Source organism: Bifidobacterium sp. WK041_4_12 (assembly GCF_041080795.1).
GTDB lineage: Bacteria > Actinomycetota > Actinomycetes > Actinomycetales > Bifidobacteriaceae > Bombiscardovia > Bombiscardovia aquikefiricola.
Genome location: NZ_CP129674.1, coordinates 1,367,451 through 1,387,259, shown reverse-complemented (window position 1 = coordinate 1,387,259; position 19,809 = coordinate 1,367,451). Strand labels below are relative to the sequence as shown.

Below are 19,809 nucleotides of genomic sequence, written 5' to 3'. Positions count from 1 at the left end.
ATGCAGGCCTCTCCGATTCTCACATCGGCACACAAGATAGCGATAGCGGGATTAGGCCTTATCGGTGGCTCGCTTGCCTTGAGGCTGGCACAGCGCGGACGGTACGTCATCGCCTGGAACCATAACAGCCGCCCCTACGAGGCCGCTGCCAGACATAATATCCTTTGTGTGGATTCGCTTGAAGCGTTGGCTGCGGGAAAGCCTGACGTTCTGGTCCTTGCCACACCTTTGACAGCCATGCCTGCGGTGCTGGCCAAGCTGGCTCCGGTACTGTCTCCTGCTACGACGCTGACGGATGTCGGAAGCGTGAAGACCGAAGTGCGCCAGCAGGTCAGGAATGCAGGGCTTTCGCATTATTATGTCGGTGCTCATCCGATGGCGGGGAATGAACGTTCGGGATTTGCAGCAGCAGATCCCACACTGTTCGATGATGCGCTCTGGGCAGTGACGGTTGATGACGACACTCGTTATGACCGATTTCTTACGGTCGCGGACATGATTACGCAGGGTGTCGGCAATCGAATCATCACACTGGACGATCACATTCACGACAGCAGTGCTGCGATGATTTCACACATGCCGCATGTCGTCTCCACGGCACTGTCATCCATGCTTGTCGATTCCGAAGATCGCAACATTGAGGCGGCTCTTGCCGCTGGTTCATGGCGCGACATGACCAGGGTCTCCTTGACTGACCCTGGTCGGACGAAGGCGATGGTCGAGGAAGATGCCGCAAATGTGGCGTCGCTGCTCAGACAGCTCTCAGCGCGACTGAACACCGTTGCGCAGTCTCTGGAACAGTTGAGTGAAGCTTCATCCGATAAACCGGTTGACGAAAAGGATGAATCAGACGTGAGCAGGGCACAGCAGCAGCTTGCCGCGTTCTTCCAATCACCTGAACCATTTCGCATATACAAGCGCAAGACATGGGACAGCAGTGGGAGCGCGAGCACCGATAGCAGAACAAGCGATAAGCATTCCTTGACCCAGCAGACGGAAGCGAATCACGATACCATCAGGATTCCAGAGCGTGGGTGGCAGCAGGCTCTGATCGAATCTGCGAAGGCCGGAGAACAGATCACAGCCTTCGCAACAACCCATGAAGCCCGAATCATCGCACGGAGCCTCTCGGCCTCAGTATCCTCGGCCTCAGTAGCCGATTCCTGAATCTACTCGCTGGCGACTGCGTTGAGCACGGGAACCTTCAACGCCTTACGAGCCGGTGGCAAACTGGTGATCATGCCGATAAGGATGGCAAGGATCACGAAGATCACCAACTCGCCGATCGGTATATCCAGCTTGCTCAGACCTTGGCCTGCATAGAGCTTTCGAATCACGACACCGGCCGCAGTGCCAACAATCAGTCCGAGAAGCGTGCCAAACACGGAAATCATCGAGGCTTCGATGGCTATCATGCCGCGAATCTGCCCTCTTCCCGCACCGATGGCACGTAACAGACCTATCTCCTTCGTGCGTTCAGAAACCGAGAGCGCGAGGGTATTCATGATACCGAAGATGGCTATCACGATGGAGAGCGCCAGCAGAGCGTTCACAATCAGCAGTACCTGATTCACCATCGAGCTGATGGTCGACTTGAACTCGTCCTTCGTCATCACGCTGATCACATAGTAGGGCTTGACAGCCTCGATAAGATTCTTCTTCAAGGCAGTGTGGTTCGTGCCAGCATCAGCCTTGACAAACGCCTCGGTGATGAACCGTGTCGCCTCGGTGGTGAGTGCGTTTCCAACGGCCTGGTTCACATATATGCCACCCGAGAAAATCGAGTTATCGGATATCGCGCCAATGGTGAGCCTTTCCGAACCCTGCGCATATTTCACCGAAATCGATTGACCAACATGCCAGTTGTTGTCGTCCGCAACCTTCTTGGAAACGACAAGCTGCCCATCTTCCATGGCCTGACGAGCATTACCAGCGGTTTCGACAGGATCGAACACATCGGTGAACAGTGATGGCTGAGCCATGAAGGTTGAGGGCTTGTCAGTGGTCCCCGGATAGGTCACATCCATCAGATAGCTGATGCTGCTGACCGATTTGACGCCATCGACCTTGCCCATGTCATCCAAGCCCTGCTGCGGAATTCTTCCCCTTCCACCGTTGGCAAGCACGGCAAAGTCAGCCTTGATGCCGCTTTCAACGATGCCTGAAACCGATGCGTTCACCGAGGATGCTACAACGCCGAGGCAGCTGACTATGGCAATGCCGACAAACAATGCGGCTGCGGTATTGGCAGTGCGGCGTTTGGAACGCGACAGATTGCGTGAGGCGAGTCGCCCAGTTACAGGGAATGCCAGAGTTGGAATCCATCCAAGTATCCGGCTGACGGGCTGAACGATAGCAGGCGCCATGACTATGGTGCCCACAAGAATCAGGGCAGCACCAATGCCGAGCGAAATTGCGGGATTGGCGGAATTAAGCCATTCCCAAGGCAGTTTCTTGTCTTCGGAGGATTGAAGCCATGCCAGACCCCACAACGCGATGCCGACCACTATCATCACGAAGCCGAGAATGCCTCGCACGCGCGTGGGTTTTTCAGGATTGACCGTCTCATTCATCGCTTGCAGGGGCGGAGCAAGTGAGGCGTGACGTGCCGGAAGCGCAGCGCCTATCAAGGACACCGCAACACCAACGAGGACTCCGATCAGCATGTCGGAAATCGTAGGGTTCGAAGATCCGGTGAGCGTGGAGCCCGACTGTCCGAACCCATAGACGATCAGCTTGATCATGCCCCATCCGAGTCCGATGCCAGCGGCAGAGCCAATAACGCCAAGCACGATGGCCTGAACCACAACCGTGAGAAATACCTGACTTGGAGAAGCTCCCACCGATCGAAGCAACGCATACCCGCGCATGGATTCGCGCACAATCATTGAGAAGGTATTGGCTATGATGAACGATCCAACGAAGAGCGCGATCAGGGCGAAGATAAGAATCATGGGCTGGATGAAACCAAGAGAATCCTGCGTGGACTTGGTTTTCTCGCTGCGCATCTCGTCGCCGGTTATCGCCGTTGCCTTCGAACCGGAAGGAAGGACTGCATTGACCTTATCCGTCAGACTCTGCTGCTGTTGCGGGTTGAGTGCCTTGCCATCATTGGCATTGCCGTACAATCCAATCTCATCGATCTTGGTAGCCGAACCAGTGGTCTGCTCATAGAGCATCTTTGCCGAATTCTCGTCGATGCCGAGAAGAATCGCCCCTGCCTGACTGGAAGCGGTATGGAAAATGCCGACGACCTTCACATGCCGTGGTCCGGTCGGATACACCAGCGTCGTGGTGTCACCAACCTTCAGATTCGCGCGCTCAGCCGCATACGATTCCAAAGCCACTTCATTACTGTTCTTGGCATAGGTGCCGGAGGTAAAGGTGACAGCGCGCCATGAATCCTTGGCGTTGAATCCCATGGCGAGCGTAGGCGCACCGGTTGTGGCCACGGCGTTGCCATCCTTGGCGACAAGCACCAGTCCGGACACGGTATACAGTGGCGAGGTGCCCTTCACTCCGTCCACGGCAGTGACGGTATCGAGCAGAGAGACAGGAATCGCATTGTAGTCTGAACGGCTCGAATTGGTTGCAGTAGTTGAATCCGTGGCATTTTTTGTAGTGCCGCGGACATATACGTCTGCATCCGCGTTGGTGGAGAGCATGTCACTCACCTGATTATTGAGCATCTCTCTAAAGCAGAACGATCCGACAACAAAGGCAACGCCCAGTGCGATGGCGATGATGGACATCACGAATCGAGAGAAGTGAGAGCGAGCGTCTCGCAAGCCAAGTTTGATCACCGGTGCGATCCCTTCTGCATGGCCGAGGCATCGTCAGCAGCATCGTCTTTCTGGGTAGACTGGCTGCTGTCCGATCCTTCATTGGCGAACACTGCAAGAATCTCCTCGTAGCTGGGTTCCTTCATGTCGTTGGTGATGCGACCATCGGCGAGCACGAGGACTCTGTCAGCGTACGAGGCTGCGCGAGGATCATGGGTGACCATGACAATGGTCTGATTGTAACGTTGCACCGATGACTTGAGGAATCCAAGCACTTCGCCACTGGATTTTGAATCGAGATTGCCTGTCGGCTCGTCCGCGAAGATTACCGAGGGGCGAGACATCATGGCGCGAGCGCATGCGACGCGCTGCTGCTGACCACCGGAAAGTTGGCTTGGTCGGTGGGTGAGTCGAGATTGCAGACCGACGACATCAACGATGTGGTTGAACCAATCGCGGTCAATCTTTCTTTTGGAAATTTCGAGAGGCAGCAGAATGTTCTCTTCAGCGCTCAGAGTGGGAATCAGATTGAATGATTGGAAGATGAAGCCTATCTGCTCTCGACGCAGCTTGGTGAGCTGCTTTTGCGTCATGGACGAGACTTTCAGGTTCTCAACGAGTACCGTGCCTGAATCGGGAGTGTCCAGACCTGCCATGCAGTGCATGAGTGTGGACTTGCCTGAACCAGAAGGTCCCATGATGGCGGTCATCTTGCCGCGTTCGAAGTTGACGCTCACATGGTCAAGAGCCGTGACAATGGCATCATGCGTGCCATAGGTCTTCGTCAGATCGCTTGCCGATGCCACAGTATGTGCTGCCACGGTATTTGACACGGCAGTTTCTGACACGGCAGCTCCTGAAACTGTAGTTTCTGATGGAACAGTGTCTGCTGGTATCGCAGTGGCTGCTGGCGACACTGCGTCCGCTGTACCTTCGTGCTGGGCTTCGAGCGGATCAGAAGCCGTCGGTTCAGAGCCATAGCCGTGCTCTGGAAGCTTGGGCTGAACGTTCTCGGAGGTATTGCTGTGTCTGTGTGCTTCGTGTGCTGAGTGACGAGCCATAACGTGCCAATCCATATCATGTGTGATGTTGCACATTGTCATGAAATCCGATGTACAAGCCTGAATAATTATCACAACTAGGTTTCTTGCTGATTCATATACTAGAGGGATGCCTTGTCCTGATGCTTGAGGCTTATTTATTCGAGCATCATCAGCCATTACACTGAAGGTGAGATTGAACACGGATAACGGCAATGAACGATGCTGCGTGCACATGCAAGTGCAAGTGCGTGAGGCGCTCTGCATCTTGCAAAACTGACACAGAATGGGGGAGGACCATTGCAATTCGAGCAGCAGTTGGAGGCCTTTGACACCCATATGTCCGCTGTGGTCGGTGTTGCGGTGCTCACCATCAAGTCCTATAACTCGGACATTCGCCAGTGCCTTGAGTACATGGCCTTAACAGGCGTCGGGCGGGTGTCAGACGTCACCATTCAGGAGCTTCGTGCATGGCAGGCCGATGTCTCTCAGAACCATGCAAAATCTTCAATCGCAAGGAAAACCGTCGCAGTTCGCCGCTTCTTTGCATTTTGCCTTGCGCACGGCATCATCTCGACCGATCCTGCAGCAACCCTCATGACGCCAAAGCTGCCAAAGGTTCTTCCGGAAGTATTGACGGAGGCGCAAGCGCAAAGCCTGATGGAGGATGTGGACGAGGATGCAAGCTACGAACATCAGCACCATAGCAAGCACGCAGCGTTGGCGGCAAGGGACGCTGCAATGCTTGAGCTGCTGTATGCGACGGGAATGCGTGTCGCCGAGCTCACCAGCTTGGACGTGCAAGACATCGACTTTTCGCAGCACACTGTTCGTGTGACAGGAAAAGGCAATAAGCAGCGTGTGATTCCCTTCGGCATTCCAGCAGCCAAGGCGCTGACGGCATGGCTCGGAACAGCCAGGAACTCAATGCTGGGCAAGACGAACAAGGAGAGTCGGGACTCTGGTGCAGCCTTCCTTGGGGTGCAGGGCAGAAGAATTGGGCAACGACAAGTCCGCAACCTCGTTCATCGCTATGCAGCTGAATCCCAGGTGCCCGATATCAGTCCCCATGCGCTGAGGCATTCCGCAGCGACACATCTGCTTGATGGAGGTGCCGACATGCGCGAAGTGCAGGAAATGCTCGGCCATGCATCCTTAAGCACGACGCAACGTTACACGCATGTTTCCATCGAGCAATTGAAACGAAAATACGCATTGGCCTTTCCACGCGAATGAATACCGCGTGAAGCGACATTATGAAACGCCGTGGTGCATGATTGGTAACTTTCTGCGAAAACCTGCGTCACTATGACTCATGGATCGGAAACACCTAGAGAATTCAAAGATTTCTCGTACTAACAGTTCATGTTTCATTCACATTTTTTTCAACTTTTCGTAACGTTATTTCGTATGAACTTGCACTCGAAACATTTTGCGATAATAATGGCGACCAATCCAAAGATGAATGCACGCGGGATACGTGCGTCACATTGGGGGCAGAAAATGGTTCTGCATTATGAATGGTTTCATGGGGGAGAAGTTATATGAAGAAAGTCTCAAGACTCTCATACATGGCTGCTGCAGGCAGTGCATTGGCACTGTTGCTCAGCGGTTGTGGAGGTTCTTCAAGCACAAGTTCATCATCTACGGCGGCATCTACCAACGAGGTTATGAATGTCTATGGCTGCGAGCCACAGAATCCGCTGATTCCAGCTAACACCAATGAAACATGTGGTGGAAATCCAATTGATTTGCTGTTTGCAAAGCTGGTAACTTTCGATGCAAAGGGCAATCGTCAAAACGAAGTCGCAAAGTCGATTACAGCAAATGCTAACAAGACTGTCTACACCATCGTGTTGAAGAACGGATGGAAGTTCAGTGACGGCACTCCTGTCACATCAGAGTCATTCACGAAGGCTTGGAGCTATGCTGCCGATGCAACAAACGCTCAGGTCAACGCAAGCTTCTTCTCGATGATCAAGGGCTATGACGCGCTTCAGGCAACGGGCACCCCTTCCGACGCTCAGCTTTCAGGTTTGAAGGTCAACAGCGACACCGAGTTCACCGTGACATTGAGTGCTCCAAGCTCAGTGTTCCCGACCATGGTCGGATACACGGCATACGCACCGCTGCCAACATCCTTCTACAAGGATTCCAAGGCGTTCGGAGAGAAGCCGGTCGGCAACGGTCCTTACAAGTTCAAGTCCTGGACTCATAACCAGAGCATCGATCTGGTAAAGAACCCCGACTACAAGGGTGTTCAGCCAGCCAAGAACGCTGGCATAGACTTCAAGGTTTACACAGATACCGATGCAGCATACGCTGATGTTCAAGGCGGCAATCTTGATGCCCTGGAGACCATACCAAGCTCAGACTCGCAGACATTCCAGACTGACAACACCGTTCAGGCATACAACAAGGCCGGCTCGGTATTCCAGTCCTTCACCTTCCCATCAACGCTCGCTCACTTCAAGCTCGACAAGGAAGGCCGACTTCGCCGTGCGGCAGTTTCCATGTCCATTGATCGCAAGACCATCGTCAAGAAGGTCCTCGGTGGTGTCGGAACTCCTGCAGTCGATTACACCTCACCAGTGACCCCAGGATATTCAGACTCGCTCACCGGCAAGGACGTCCTGAGCTACAATCCAACCGAAGCCAAGAAGCTTTGGAAGGAAGCCAATGCCATCGCTCCGTGGGGCGCTTCTGACAAGCTCACCTTTGCATACAATGCAGATGGTGGTGCAAAGCCTGTATACGATGCCATTGCCAATTCCGTGAAGAACACGCTTGGCATTGATGCGCAGACCAACCCTTACGCAACCTTCAGCGCCTTCCGTCAGGCTATCAGTGACCGTAAGGTAACTTCGGCCTTCCGTACCGGCTGGCAGGCAGACTACCCATCCGCAGAAGACTACCTCACGCCGCTGTATTCAAGTGCAGCTGCTGATGGCAACGGTTCCAACGATGGCGACTACAAGAACCCTGCATTCGATGCCTTGCTTGCCAAGGCAGATGAGGCATCCACGACCGCTGATGCAAACAAGGACTATCAGCAGGCCGAGGAACTCTTGCTCAAGGATCTGCCTGCAGTGCCGCTCTATTACAGCAATGCGGCAGGTGTTGCAGCGAAGGGTGTGAAGGGATTCGTTCTCAACTGGAAGAACGTTCCTGTCTATCAGAACCTGACCAAGTAAGGTTTACGACCTTCTAGAAAGCATATGGAGGAAAGGCATCATATACGTGTGCCTTTCCTCCATTTATGCGGCCTGAATTGTTGTTGATGAATGCTTGCACTGTCGTTGAATGCCTATGGCAGCGTATAGTGCAGCGCACAATGCAGACGATGAGGTCGGGTCTTACATAGATAAAGGAGATGGCCGATGGGTAAGTATCTGCTCAGAAGAGTGTTGCAGATGATTCCTGTTGTTCTCGGTACAACATTGTTGATATATGCGTTGGTCTTTGCGCTTCCAGGTGATCCGGTACGAGCCATGTTCGGCTCCAGACCCGTAAACCTTGCAGTCGCTGCACAGATTCGTGCCGAATATAATCTTGATAAACCGTTCATAATTCAATATCTGCTGTTCCTGAAGAATGCGATGAGCCTCAATTTTGGCATGACATTCTCTGGTCAGCCTGTGATAGCCGTCATTGGTCGAGCATTCCCGGTAACCATCCGGCTCGCACTGATGGCTTTTGTCTTTGAGGGTATTTTTGGCGTTATATTCGGTGTCGTGTCAGGACTCAAAAAGGGCACATGGTACGATTCAGTGATTCTTATCGTGTCGCTGTTGCTGATTTCCGTGCCGACATTCGTCACCGGCTTCGTGATGCAATACTTCATTGGTGTGAAATGGCGGATTCTTCCTGTAACGGCGGGAGGTTCCCCTGGATTCCTTGACCTGCTGATGCCAGCAATGGTGCTGGGAAGCGTCTCCATGGCATATATCATCAGACTTGCCCGCACCGAGGTTTCTTCGAATATCAGTGAGGATTATGTACGCACTGCTCGTGCCAAAGGCATGTCGAACCGTTCGGTCATCATGCGTCATATATTGAGAAACTCGCTGATTCCAGTCGTTACCTATCTAGGAACCGATATCGGCTCTCTGATGGCTGGTGCCATGATTACAGAGAGAATCTTCAATATTCAAGGTGTGGGAAACACTCTGTACCAGGCAATCCTACGAGGCGAGGGTCCGCTGGTCGTTTCCATCGTGACGATTCTCGTGCTGGTATTCGTGGTGTGCAATCTTGTGGTCGACATGCTCTATGCGGCACTCGACCCAAGAATCAGATATGCGTGAGGTGGATTGATGACAGACTCAAATACAACAATCAGTGAGAATATCAATGATTTTGTCGTGCAGCCCTTGCACGGTCAGGAACGCTATGTAGCTCCCATCGATGAAACGCCCGTTCAGGAGGTTGACTCGGTCGATGAGTCTAAGGTCGCTACAAGCATGTGGGCTGACGCATGGCGCAACCTGAGAAAAAATCCATTGTTCATCGTATCGGGCATTCTGATCCTGATCATTCTTGTCATTGCACTCTTCCCAGGCATATTTACCAAGGTCGACCCCAATTACTGCAATCTTCCACAATCATTGGGCGGTCCGAAATCAGGTCATCCTCTGGGATTCAATCTGCAGGGCTGCGATGTATATTCCCGCGTCGTCTATGGTGCTCGCACCTCCGCGAGTGTCGGCATTCTCACCACCATCATCGTCACATTGCTCGGCGGCGTCATCGGAGCTCTCGCAGGATTCTATGGTGGCTGGCTGGATTCCATTCTGAGCCGCATCACCGATATCTTCTTCGCCATTCCAATGCTCCTCGGTGCAATCGTCGTGCTGCAGATGTTCAAGACTTCAACCTCGATCTGGAAGGTTGTTCTTGTACTCGCACTTTTCGGCTGGGTTACCACGGCAAGAATCATCAGAGGTTCTGTGCTTGAGGCAAAGAATCTCGAGTTCAATACAGCCTCGACGGCACTGGGATCGTCGCCTCTGAGAAACCTGTTCCGCCATGTGGTTCCGAATGCGTTGGCACCAGTCATCGTGCTCACCACCACGTCGCTTGGGTCTTACATTGTTGCAGAAGCTACCTTGAGCTTCCTCGGCGTGGGCCTTCCCTCCACGGTGGTCAGCTGGGGTGGAGATATTTCTGATGCACAATCATTGCTGAGAATCGATCCACAGGTGCTCTTCTATCCATCATTGGCCTTGGCCGTCACGGTTCTTGCCTTCATCATGATGGGCGATGCAGTGAAAGATGCCCTTGATCCCAAGAGCAGAGTCTAACGACCACGCAGAAAAGCGCAATGAGGAGAACTAATGACTAACCAGACGAATGAAAATGTCGAGAGCTGGAACGAAAGACCCATTCATCAGCAGTCTGCAAACGAGCCGCTGCTGCAGGTCAAGAACTTGAGCGTCGATTTCACGACGGACACCAACAAGCCGATTCATGCCGTGCGTGATGCATCGTTCACCGTGTATCCCGGTCAATGGGTTGCCATCGTCGGTGAATCGGGATCTGGAAAATCGACGAGTGCCATGTCCGTACTTGGACTGCTGCCTGGAACAGGTCACGTCACCGGTGGCAGCATCAATCTTCAGGGCAATGAGCTCACCACAATCAGCAAGAAGGAATACGAGCAGATTCGAGGGCATCATATCGGATTGGTGCCACAGGATCCTATGAGCAACCTCAACCCGGTATGGCGAATCGGCTCACAGGTCAAAGAGGCGCTGATTGCCAACAACGTCGATGTTTCCCACGAGCGACGCAGCAGCCTTTCCAAGACCTTGGCCCAAGCGGAGGTTGACGTGCGCAAGGAGGATGACGAAGCCTTCGTTTCCTCTGCCGGCTTGCCTGGACTGTTGCAAGCTTCCAAGCAGGCTCTTGAGCAGTCAGGCAGCCAGAATGTTGAGAAGGCTCTCACACGGTTCAAGGCTTCCTGGATTCCTGGTTCAGAACCGCGATGGATCGTGGCGCAGGATCTCATAGATGCCGGTGTCAACAGTGACCAGGCATGGGCGATTGCCAAAGAACACGTGCATGATGCCACGATGAATGATCGCATTGCAGGTCTTCTTGCAGAGGCTGGTCTGCCCGATGCAGCAACTCGAGCGCGTCAATATCCTCATGAGTTTTCCGGTGGCATGCGGCAGCGTGCATTGATTGCGATCGGACTGGCTTCGCGCCCCGATCTGCTGATAGCAGACGAGCCTACCAGCGCCTTGGACGTTACGGTACAGAAAAAGATTCTTGACCATCTCAAAGTGCTTACTGATTCACTCGGCACTGCGGTACTGTTCATCACTCACGATCTTGGTCTCGCCGCAGAGCGTGCCCAGCATATCGTCGTCATGTACAAGGGACGCGTCGTCGAGTCAGGTCCAAGTCTGGAAGTGCTCCAGCATCCACGTCATCCCTATACCAAGCGTTTGGTGAATGCTGCACCGTCGTTGGCTTCGCAGCGCATCATCTCAGCCAAAGAACGAGGTAGCGACGCCGATGCACTGCTGGAACATAGAGTCAAGGATGAGGAGACCCTGGAAAGCAGCGAGCACATCATTACCGTTGATCATTTGACCAAGGAATTCAAGCTGCCTCGCAGGTCTGAGATGTTCAAGGCGGTAGACGATGTGTCATTCTCGGTCAAGCGCGGTACCACCCTTGCAATCGTTGGCGAATCAGGTTCAGGAAAGTCAACCGTTGCCAACATGGTGCTGCGCCTGCTGGAGCCGACAGCAGGGACAGTAACCTTCGAGGGCAAGAATGTTGCCGATTTCAAGCGTAAGGAACTGCTCGCATTCAGACGGCAGGTCCAGCCGGTATTCCAAAATCCCTATGGTTCGCTGGACCCGATGTACTCGATATTCCGTTCGGTTGAAGAGCCCTTGCGCATTCACAAGGTTGGGAACGCGAAGTCTCGTGCCCAGCGCGTCAAGTCGTTGCTGGACATGGTAGAAATGCCGCAGTCGGTGATGCGTCGATATCCGAACGAACTTTCCGGAGGTCAGCGCCAACGTATCGCCATAGCTCGCGCCATGGCCTTGAATCCCAGCGTCATCGTATGTGACGAGGCAGTTTCGGCACTCGATGTGCTGGTGCAGAATCAGGTCCTTGAACTGCTCAATGATTTGCAGGCAGAGCAAGGTCTCAGCTATCTGTTCATCACTCACGATCTCGCGGTTGTCCGTCAGATCGCCGACGAGGTCGTTGTCATGCAGCATGGCAGACTTGTCGAGCACGCCACGACCGATGAGGTGTTCGAGCATCCGAAGCAGCAGTACACCAAGGATTTGCTGGATGCTATTCCCGGTGGCAATTTGAGCCTGGGACTGGATTCCTGAGCGGTTTCATGCTGACGCTGGTAGGGTGTGTGGCATGAGCATTACTATTGCAACTTCGAACGTGAATGGTGTGCGTGCCGCTGCACGCAAGGATGTGGGCGCGTGGGTGAGTGCGAAACTTCCCGATGTCTGGTGCATGCAGGAGGTGCGAGCTCCCCAATCGGCCATCGATCCGATCTTTGACGATTTTGCCGATAGATATGTCAAGCAGGGCAAGATCGAGAAGCCCGAGGACCTCTTCAGAGTCAACGACATCTGTGAGATCAAGGGGCGTGCCGGTGTCGCTCTGCTGACCACCTTACCGGTGCTGGACACGAGAATCGGTCTGCCTGGTTTGAGCGAACCGGTTGATACTGGCCGTTGGATAGAGGCGGATGTCAAGACCCCCGACGGGCATGTACTCACCGTCATCTGCATATATGTGCATTCGGGCATGGCGGACGATGCACTGAAGATGAAGCAAAAATTCCGTTTTCTCGATACCATGAGGAGCCGTCTCGAGGATTTGCGCGACGAAGCAGCACACGGAGGCAAGCAGGCTGTGCTGTGTGGCGACTTCAACATTGCCCATACGCCAATCGACATCAAGAATGCCAAGGCGAATGTCACTCATGCAGGCTTCATGCCTTCCGAGCGTGCGTATATCGACACATGGCTTGATGACCTTGATTATGTCGATGTCATGCGCAATCTGGCAGGGGATATTCAAGGTCCCTATACGTGGTGGAGCCAGCGCGGACGAGCGTTTGACAATAATGTGGGATGGAGATTGGACTATCAGTTTGCAACTCCAGAATTTGCGGAAACAGCTCAAGGCTTCACCGTCGACAAGGCCAGCTCCTATGACACGCGTTGGAGCGATCATGCGGCCCTGGAAATAACGTATAAGGTCTGAGATTCTGAGAATTTCCGCAAAGACATGCGCATGCTTATCGTTGCGGTTATTCTTGGATAGCGGGCGTAACGAATAACCTTACTAAATGAGGTCAGAAACGAGGAATCATGGGCTTGTTCGGATTCGGCAAGAAACGTGCAAAGCAGCAGTCAGCTGCTGATCAATCTGAAGTGGAGAACGGCGACGTCCATGCACTGCAGGACCAGGATGCCGATGTCGATCAGATCGACGGTCACGATCACACTGATGGCCACGGTCAGGAAGACAGCGCCGAGTACCAGGGCAGGGGTGAAGATCGCGGGCCATGGGACGTTGACGATGAGGAAGTCGTGGACTACGACGAATACCTTGATGTCGGCGCTTTCCATCTGCCATATCTTCAAGGCATAGAGCTGCGTCTGAAGGCCAATCGTGCAAGTGGTGATGTGCTGGGTGTCACGATATCGTATGGCTCTTCCAGTCTTGAGATCGAAGCCTTCGCCGCGCCCAAGACACTGGGACTCTGGGATGATGTGCGCGAGGATTTGCTCGCTGGCAATGACGATGCATCCAGCAAGCCCGGGGTGTTTGGAACCGAGGTGTGTCTGCCGGTTGAGGTCAAAGGCAATACTGTGGTCACTCGAATCGTCGGTGTCGACGGTCCACGTTGGATGCTTCGGGGCATCTTCTCTGGGCCAGCGGCTTCAGCAGGTGAGGAGAAGCAGATTCTGGACAACCTATTCCAGGAGATTGTCGTCGAACGCGGTGACGAGCCGCTCGCACCGCGCGACATGATCCCGATGCACGCACCGGTGACGCCCAAGCAACGCAGAGAGCAGGAAGCGCAGGCGGATGGCCAGGATGCGTCATCAGAGAAACATGCATCAAAGAGCGGCAAGGATAAGCATGATACGTCCATTCCGGAGAAGCCCAAAGGTCCATTTGACAGCGATCAGAACACCGAGGTCAAGACGACGCTTTCCAGAGGGCCCATGTTCTCCGAGGTACGTTAGCTTCAGACCTTCAAGGTGAGTGGTATGCGCAATCAGAGCGACAATCAGCCCGATGCTTCAATGACTGACCCTCACGATGCCGACGAGGAAGGCCAGCGTGACGATCAATTCCTGGAAGACAATGTTTGGCAGTCAGCCTTTCGCCAAATGACGGGAGAGACAGACAAGAGCAGTTCCAGAACAGGGATTGGATCACTGGCTGCAGATGACTTTTCGATTATGGATGCCATCGGCGGTGTCAGAGGCGTGATCGAATCCTTGCTACCGGGCTTGATTTTTATCGTCACCTATGTCGCTACCGGCAATCTTGGCATCACCGTGGTCTTGTCTCTTGTGGAGGCAGCGGTGCAGCTGGTGATTCGCATGGTCCAGCGACAGTCGATTATGGGCGCGTTAAGCGGTCTGTTCGCTGTTGCCCTGTGCCTCGTCTGGGCTTGGCTTACCAAAGATGCGAGAAACTATTATGTGCCTGGCTTCATCACGAACATCGTATGGATTGTTGTGCTGCTGATTTCCTTGGCTATCAAAGTTCCTGGCATCGGTGCGTGCATCGAGTTCTTGCGGCATCCCACCTTCAGCGGCTTCGGAGCATGGCTTGATGGGTGGCGAGGTGACGTTTCGCTGTACCGCGCCTATGCGAAGGTCACGGCGTTATGGATCGGTCTCTTTGCCGCGCGTCTGCTCGTGCAGTTGCCCATGTACGTCACTGACCATGTAGCATGGCTGGGGACTGCGAGACTGGTTATGGGCGTTCCATGCTTTGCATTGGTGATATGGATATCATGGCTTCTTGTGGCCGATCCGCTGCATCGCCATGCTGAACTGAACCGCAAGAGCGACAATACTGAACGACAATACTGAACATTCGACAATTGGGGATTGATTTGGGTTTTGAAACACAGCTTCGCATTGAACGCTATGCCGATCAGGGTCGGTGCGTCGGGCATATCGATGGGCGAGTGGTATTCGTACGTTTCGCATTGCCGGGGGAGTTGGTGCGCATCGTGCTTGACGAGCCGCATGAGCGCACAGATCGTTTCTGGACGGGCGAGGTAATCGAGGTCATTGAGCCAAGCTCCTATCGTGTCGAACCCGCATGGAAGCTTGCAGGTCCACTATGCGATGGTGGCGGCGTTGGCGGAGCCGATTTGGTTCACGTGTCACTTCCTGGCCAGCTCGTGTGGAAGTCAGACACCATCAACGAGCAGATGAAACGTTTGGGACATGTCGACACTGACGTGGAAGTCATTCGCATGCCAGAAGATGAGGAGCTTGGCGGTCTTCATTGGCGTACCCGCGTCGAAATGATTGCAGACGAGGATGGACGGCCATCCATGCGACGTCGTGGCACCCATCGTCGCGTGACGCTGGACACCATGCCTCTTGCAACGGCATCCGTGCTGAAGGTTGCCGAAGACACGCATTTCTGGGACGGTGGCTTCACTCCCGGAGCACAGTTGAGAATTGCCGTTCCCGAAGCGATGCAGACTGCGGACGACGGTGAAAGCGCGAAGGATAGAGAAAGCGCGAACTCAGACGGATCCGAAGATAAAGCTTCTGCAGCAGACTTCCAGAACTATGCCGTGATGGTGGATGGTGAACTCACTGCCGGTGAATTTCTGCTCAAAGAGCAGGTGAAGGTTGACGATCGCACATGGAATTACCGTGTGAACGCCGACGGTTTCTGGCAGGTGCATCGCAAGGCTCCCAGAGTGCTGGCTTCTGAAGTGCTCCATGCGGCGCAGCGTGCACTTGACGGATCTGATGCCGCATGCATCTGGGATCTGTATTCAGGAGCAGGTCTCTTTACCATTCCCTTGGCAACGATGACCTCTGAACGAACCAGCATGCTCAGCATCGAAGGTGCCAAGCCAGCCGTTATCAATGCACGTCGCAATCTTCGAAGCCTCGGCATATCACGCGTCGACGCTCGAATCGGTGATGTTGGGGCGGTGCTTGGCAATGTGCCTTCGCATCTGTCACGTCCAGATGTCGTTGTGCTTGACCCGCCACGCGCAGGAGCACGCAGAAAGGTCTGCGAGCGCATCGCAGCGGCGAATCCGAAAGCCATCATCTATGTAGCGTGCGATCCAACAAGCCTCGCACGCGATACCGCAACCCTTGATGCCGCAGGCTACAAGCTCAGTGATCTCAGCGCCTATGACATCTATCCGATGACGCACCATGTGGAATCATTGGCTGTCTTTACACGGTGAGCGTCGTGCTGCGATGACCGTTCTTTCCAAGATGGCGAGGCGCAGAACCGCTGCAATCGTCGCTGCGATGCTTGTTCTCGGCTGTGTCGGCTTGTCGCTAGGCGGTTGCGCTCCGAGCTCCGCGGCGGTGGGTGACTCCATGGAAAGCAGTGCCATGGCTCATGATGGCATAGACCGTTCGGATGTGCTGATGGCTTTCATTGGCGCCGAGACCGCTGCCACGAAATCGCAGGATCGGCAGGTTCTGGAGTATTTGCAGACGAAGTCCATGAGAACCCAATATGCATCGTCAGGACATGTCACGGATGCTCAGGCCAAGGCCATCGAAGCAGCGATTGCCAGCAGATCGACCATGATTCTGCTGCGTTGCAATGCCACGGGGAACACGACGGGTTGCAATTTCAATGATCGTGTGGTTGCCGCACTGCGCGGCGCAAGAGATGATGGCATTCCCACCGTGCTTGTTTCATCAAGCAGGCAGAGCACCACGCTAGATCCTCACCTCTACGCCGCTCAGTTTGTGCTGCAGCCACGATCTGATGACACCGACTCTTCCAAGCACGAGCGTGCGGGCAGTTATGCGATGCACAGACAGCAATCGATCATGTCATTGGAAGCAGCATCGTTCATCGTGATGAATGACGGCGAGCATGCGAAGACCATGTACGTCAGCTATTGATGGGCGATGTGATGGCGTACATCCGTGACTCTGCCTCTGGGGACGTATAGAATCGCATGAGCAGGGGATTTCATAGTATTCGAACATATAGAGTATTCAAACATATGTTCGAATACTATGATAATGCATCAAGTGGGGCAATACTCGTACGGTAGTTCAGCACAGAAATGGGAAATCCTTGGATACACGCAGACCAGCATCACAGATGAAGCACAACTCTTCGGTTTCGATGCCGCAGGTCGAGGAACAAGGTCTGAGCGCCGATGACGTTCAATCTCGCGTCACGAATCATCAGGTCAACCGTGCCGATACCAAGAGTTCACGGTCTCTGCTGCAGATTCTTCGCGAGAATGTATTCACCTTCTTCAATGCTCTGATTTTCTCCGCCATGGTGTTGGTGCTGCTGACAGGGCAATGGAAGGATGCCGTTTTCGGTTTCGTCATCATCGTAAATTCGGGAATCGGCGTGGCTACCGAACTTCAGGCAAAGGCGACGCTTGACAGACTCTCGATTCTGGTGGCATCGAACTTCCTGGTTCGTAGGGATTCCAAGGATGTGGAGATTCCGGGCGAGCAGATTGTCATCGATGACATGCTGTGGATTCGTTCGGGGGAGCAGATTCCTGCCGATTGCAAGATTGCGCACTCCTACGGCCTTGAACTCGATGAGTCCATGCTGACCGGAGAATCGAGGACCGTCAGGAAAAAGGATGGCGATGAGGCTCTATCCGGAACCACCGCCGTTTCGGGTCTCGCATTGGGCAAGGTCGTTGCTGTCGGAAAGGCTAGCTATGCGGCGCGTCTGACTGCCAAGGCCAAAGTGTATAGCAAGAATCGTTCCGATCTGAACGAAGGCATCAACAAGATTCTCAAGGTCATGACGATTGTGGTGATTCCGCTGTGCATCCTCCTGATATGGACGCAGATGCGCACTGTCGGAGGATTCAGCCAGGCCTTTGCATCCGGTCACTGGCGTCAGGCCGTCGTCGCTGCGGTAGCTGGCGTTGTCGGCATGATTCCTGAAGGCCTCGTGCTCCTGACATCCTTGAACTTTGCACTTGCCACGATTCGTCTGGCGAGGAAGAACACACTGGTGCAGGAATTGGAATCCGTGGAAACGCTGGCACGCGTCGATGCCCTGAATCTTGATAAGACAGGAACCATCACCGATGGTGGCATCGCATTCGAACAGCTTATCGCGCTCGATTCCTCAAATGAAGAACCGAGCCATGCCGACCAGCACGCTCAGCACGCTCAGCACGCTCAACACGATCAGCACGATCTGGAGCAGCGGGCGGTTGACGTCAGCGGCGAGGACAATCCGAATGCCACAGCCGAAGCCATCCTCAAAGGCTTGGATTCCTATACGAAATCACAGGATATCGAAGCTCGGCTTCCATTCTCGTCATCAAGAAAGTGGAGTGCCATCCGATATGCGGATGGATCGACGTGGTATCTTGGAGCCCCGGAAATTCTCAGCTCCAGCATTGCCAGCACTGAATCCAGCCAGCAGAGTGAAGATCAGCTCACCCAACAGGTAGAGCAGCTGGCGTCAGCAGGATCTCGCGTACTGCTGCTTGCCGAGGAGACTCAGACACATACAGACTCCGCAGAACGTGAAATATCCGAGAAGCTTCCCGGTGCATTGCACCCACATGCCCTGATTGCATGTTCCGAACGCATTCGCACCGATGCGAAGCGCACGCTTTCATGGTTCAGGGATCAAGGGGTTCGATGCCGTCTGATTTCCGGCGACAATCCGGCAACGGTCGGTGCAATAGCCGCCAAGGTCGAACTGACCGGACAGCAGCAGCCACGCGTCATGGACGCGAGAAAGCTGCCTGAGGACATCCATCAGCTGGCGAGCACGCTTGAGGATGTCGATGTGCTCGGCCGGGTTCTGCCCGAACAGAAGAAGGCAATCGTTGAGGCGTTGCACACCACGCATCATGTTGTCGCGATGACCGGTGACGGAGTCAATGACTCTCTCGCATTGAAAGAAGCCGATTTAGGCATCGCCATGGGCAATGCGGCTCCAGCTACGAAAGCGGTCGCCCAGGTCGTTCTGGTGGATTCCAAGTTCTCGCATCTGCCGGACGTCGTTGCTCGAGGCCGTCAGGTCATGGCCAACATGGAACGCGTGGCATCCCTGTTCGTCGTGAAAACGGTGTATTCCGCACTGATTTCCCTCGGAGTCGTGCTCACTGCAATTCCATTCCCATATTTGCCGCGTCATATCACCTATATCGGTTCTCTGACCATCGGCATACCAGCGTTCCTGCTTGCGCTTGCGCCCAATACCAGGGCATACAAGCCGGGATTCCTGTCTCGAGTCGTTGCCTTCGCATTGCCCAGTGGCATTGCCACTGGCCTGTCAGTCTTGCTCGCAGCCTGGCTGATACCTGAGATGATGCACTGGAATCTGGGCAATGATGCGGATCTGAACGCCTGGCGCATGGTTTGCGCGATCATACTGTTCGTCATGGGCATTCTTGTGCTGTGCCGAGTGGCTCGTCCCTTGCGTTCATGGCGTGGCATCTTGGTTGCCGCCTTTGCTCTGATAGGGATCTTGGGAGCGGTGATTCCACCAGTAGCGAGTTTCTTCCAGCTGATCATTCCTTCCGGCAGGCTTATGCTCGTATCATTGATTGCAATGCTCTGCGCAGCGCTTCTCTTCGCGGCAATTACTTGGGTCGCAGACCGCTTCAGCAGTCATCGCCAAGCCGAGAGCGAATTATCTCAGTCGTAATACAAACACGCTAGAACTAAGCTGAGGTTGGTCGATGCTAAGGTTGATGAGCGCTTCATAAGTTGATTTCTTCAACTTCTTGCAGGAGCAGA

At 54.0% G+C, this 19,809-nt stretch carries 14 protein-coding genes; 12 read left to right on the top strand and 2 right to left on the bottom strand.

The genetic code is table 11. The features are described 5' to 3' along the window. Positions 1 to 1,167, top strand: a complete 1,167-nt coding sequence (locus QN215_RS05940) for a prephenate dehydrogenase (protein ID WP_369345092.1) — start codon at positions 1 to 3, stop codon at positions 1,165 to 1,167. A 2-nt stretch (positions 1,168 to 1,169) separates the two neighbouring features. Here the strand turns inward: QN215_RS05940 and QN215_RS05935 are convergent, their stop codons facing one another. Beyond that, positions 1,170 to 3,803 carry an ABC transporter permease gene (locus QN215_RS05935; RefSeq protein ID WP_369343424.1) on the bottom strand — a complete coding sequence of 878 codons (2,634 nt, stop codon included), beginning with the start codon at positions 3,801 to 3,803 and terminating at the stop codon, positions 1,170 to 1,172. After that, positions 3,800 to 4,630 (bottom strand): ABC transporter ATP-binding protein, encoded by an 831-nt coding sequence (locus QN215_RS05930; protein WP_404978519.1) that lies wholly within the window; start codon positions 4,628 to 4,630, stop codon positions 3,800 to 3,802. The genes QN215_RS05935 and QN215_RS05930 overlap by 4 nt, the downstream gene beginning before the upstream one ends. A gap of 492 nt (positions 4,631 to 5,122) precedes the next feature. On the opposite strand from QN215_RS05930, the gene QN215_RS05925 reads away from it, so the two are divergent. From QN215_RS05925 to QN215_RS05875, 11 genes are all read left to right on the top strand, one after another. Then, positions 5,123 to 6,058, top strand: a complete 936-nt coding sequence (locus QN215_RS05925) for a tyrosine recombinase XerC (protein ID WP_369343422.1) — start codon at positions 5,123 to 5,125, stop codon at positions 6,056 to 6,058. Positions 6,059 to 6,366: 308 nt separating this feature from the next. After that, positions 6,367 to 8,016 (top strand): ABC transporter substrate-binding protein, encoded by a 1,650-nt coding sequence (locus QN215_RS05920; protein ID WP_369343421.1) that lies wholly within the window; start codon positions 6,367 to 6,369, stop codon positions 8,014 to 8,016. A 186-nt stretch (positions 8,017 to 8,202) separates the two neighbouring features. Further along, positions 8,203 to 9,129: an ABC transporter permease gene (locus QN215_RS05915; protein WP_369343420.1), complete on the top strand. Its 927-nt coding sequence runs from the start codon at positions 8,203 to 8,205 to the stop codon at positions 9,127 to 9,129. A gap of 9 nt (positions 9,130 to 9,138) precedes the next feature. Next, complete coding sequence (locus tag QN215_RS05910) at positions 9,139 to 10,125, top strand: ABC transporter permease (protein ID WP_369343419.1); 987 nt, start codon at positions 9,139 to 9,141, stop codon at positions 10,123 to 10,125. Between the two features lie 33 nt (positions 10,126 to 10,158). Then, complete coding sequence (locus QN215_RS05905; protein ID WP_369343418.1) at positions 10,159 to 12,186, top strand: dipeptide ABC transporter ATP-binding protein; 2,028 nt, start codon at positions 10,159 to 10,161, stop codon at positions 12,184 to 12,186. Positions 12,187 to 12,220: 34 nt separating this feature from the next. Beyond that, positions 12,221 to 13,081 (top strand): exodeoxyribonuclease III, encoded by an 861-nt coding sequence (locus QN215_RS05900; RefSeq protein ID WP_369343417.1) that lies wholly within the window; start codon positions 12,221 to 12,223, stop codon positions 13,079 to 13,081. A 107-nt stretch (positions 13,082 to 13,188) separates the two neighbouring features. Beyond that, the gene (locus tag QN215_RS05895) at positions 13,189 to 14,073 is read left to right on the top strand and encodes a DUF3710 domain-containing protein (RefSeq protein WP_369343416.1); all 885 of its coding nucleotides are present in this window, start codon (positions 13,189 to 13,191) and stop codon (positions 14,071 to 14,073) included. Positions 14,074 to 14,220: 147 nt separating this feature from the next. After that, positions 14,221 to 14,934 (top strand): DUF3159 domain-containing protein, encoded by a 714-nt coding sequence (locus QN215_RS05890; RefSeq protein ID WP_369345091.1) that lies wholly within the window; start codon positions 14,221 to 14,223, stop codon positions 14,932 to 14,934. 23 nt (positions 14,935 to 14,957) lie between these two features. After that, a complete protein-coding gene (locus QN215_RS05885) occupies positions 14,958 to 16,289 on the top strand; it encodes a class I SAM-dependent RNA methyltransferase (protein WP_369343415.1) in 1,332 nt (443 codons plus the stop codon). 31 nt (positions 16,290 to 16,320) lie between these two features. Continuing rightward, positions 16,321 to 16,968: a hypothetical protein gene (locus tag QN215_RS05880; RefSeq protein ID WP_369343414.1), complete on the top strand. Its 648-nt coding sequence runs from the start codon at positions 16,321 to 16,323 to the stop codon at positions 16,966 to 16,968. Positions 16,969 to 17,173: 205 nt separating this feature from the next. After that, positions 17,174 to 19,717, top strand: coding sequence for an HAD-IC family P-type ATPase (locus tag QN215_RS05875; protein WP_369345090.1), 2,544 nt, complete (start codon positions 17,174 to 17,176; stop codon positions 19,715 to 19,717). Positions 19,718 to 19,809 lie beyond the last annotated feature (92 nt).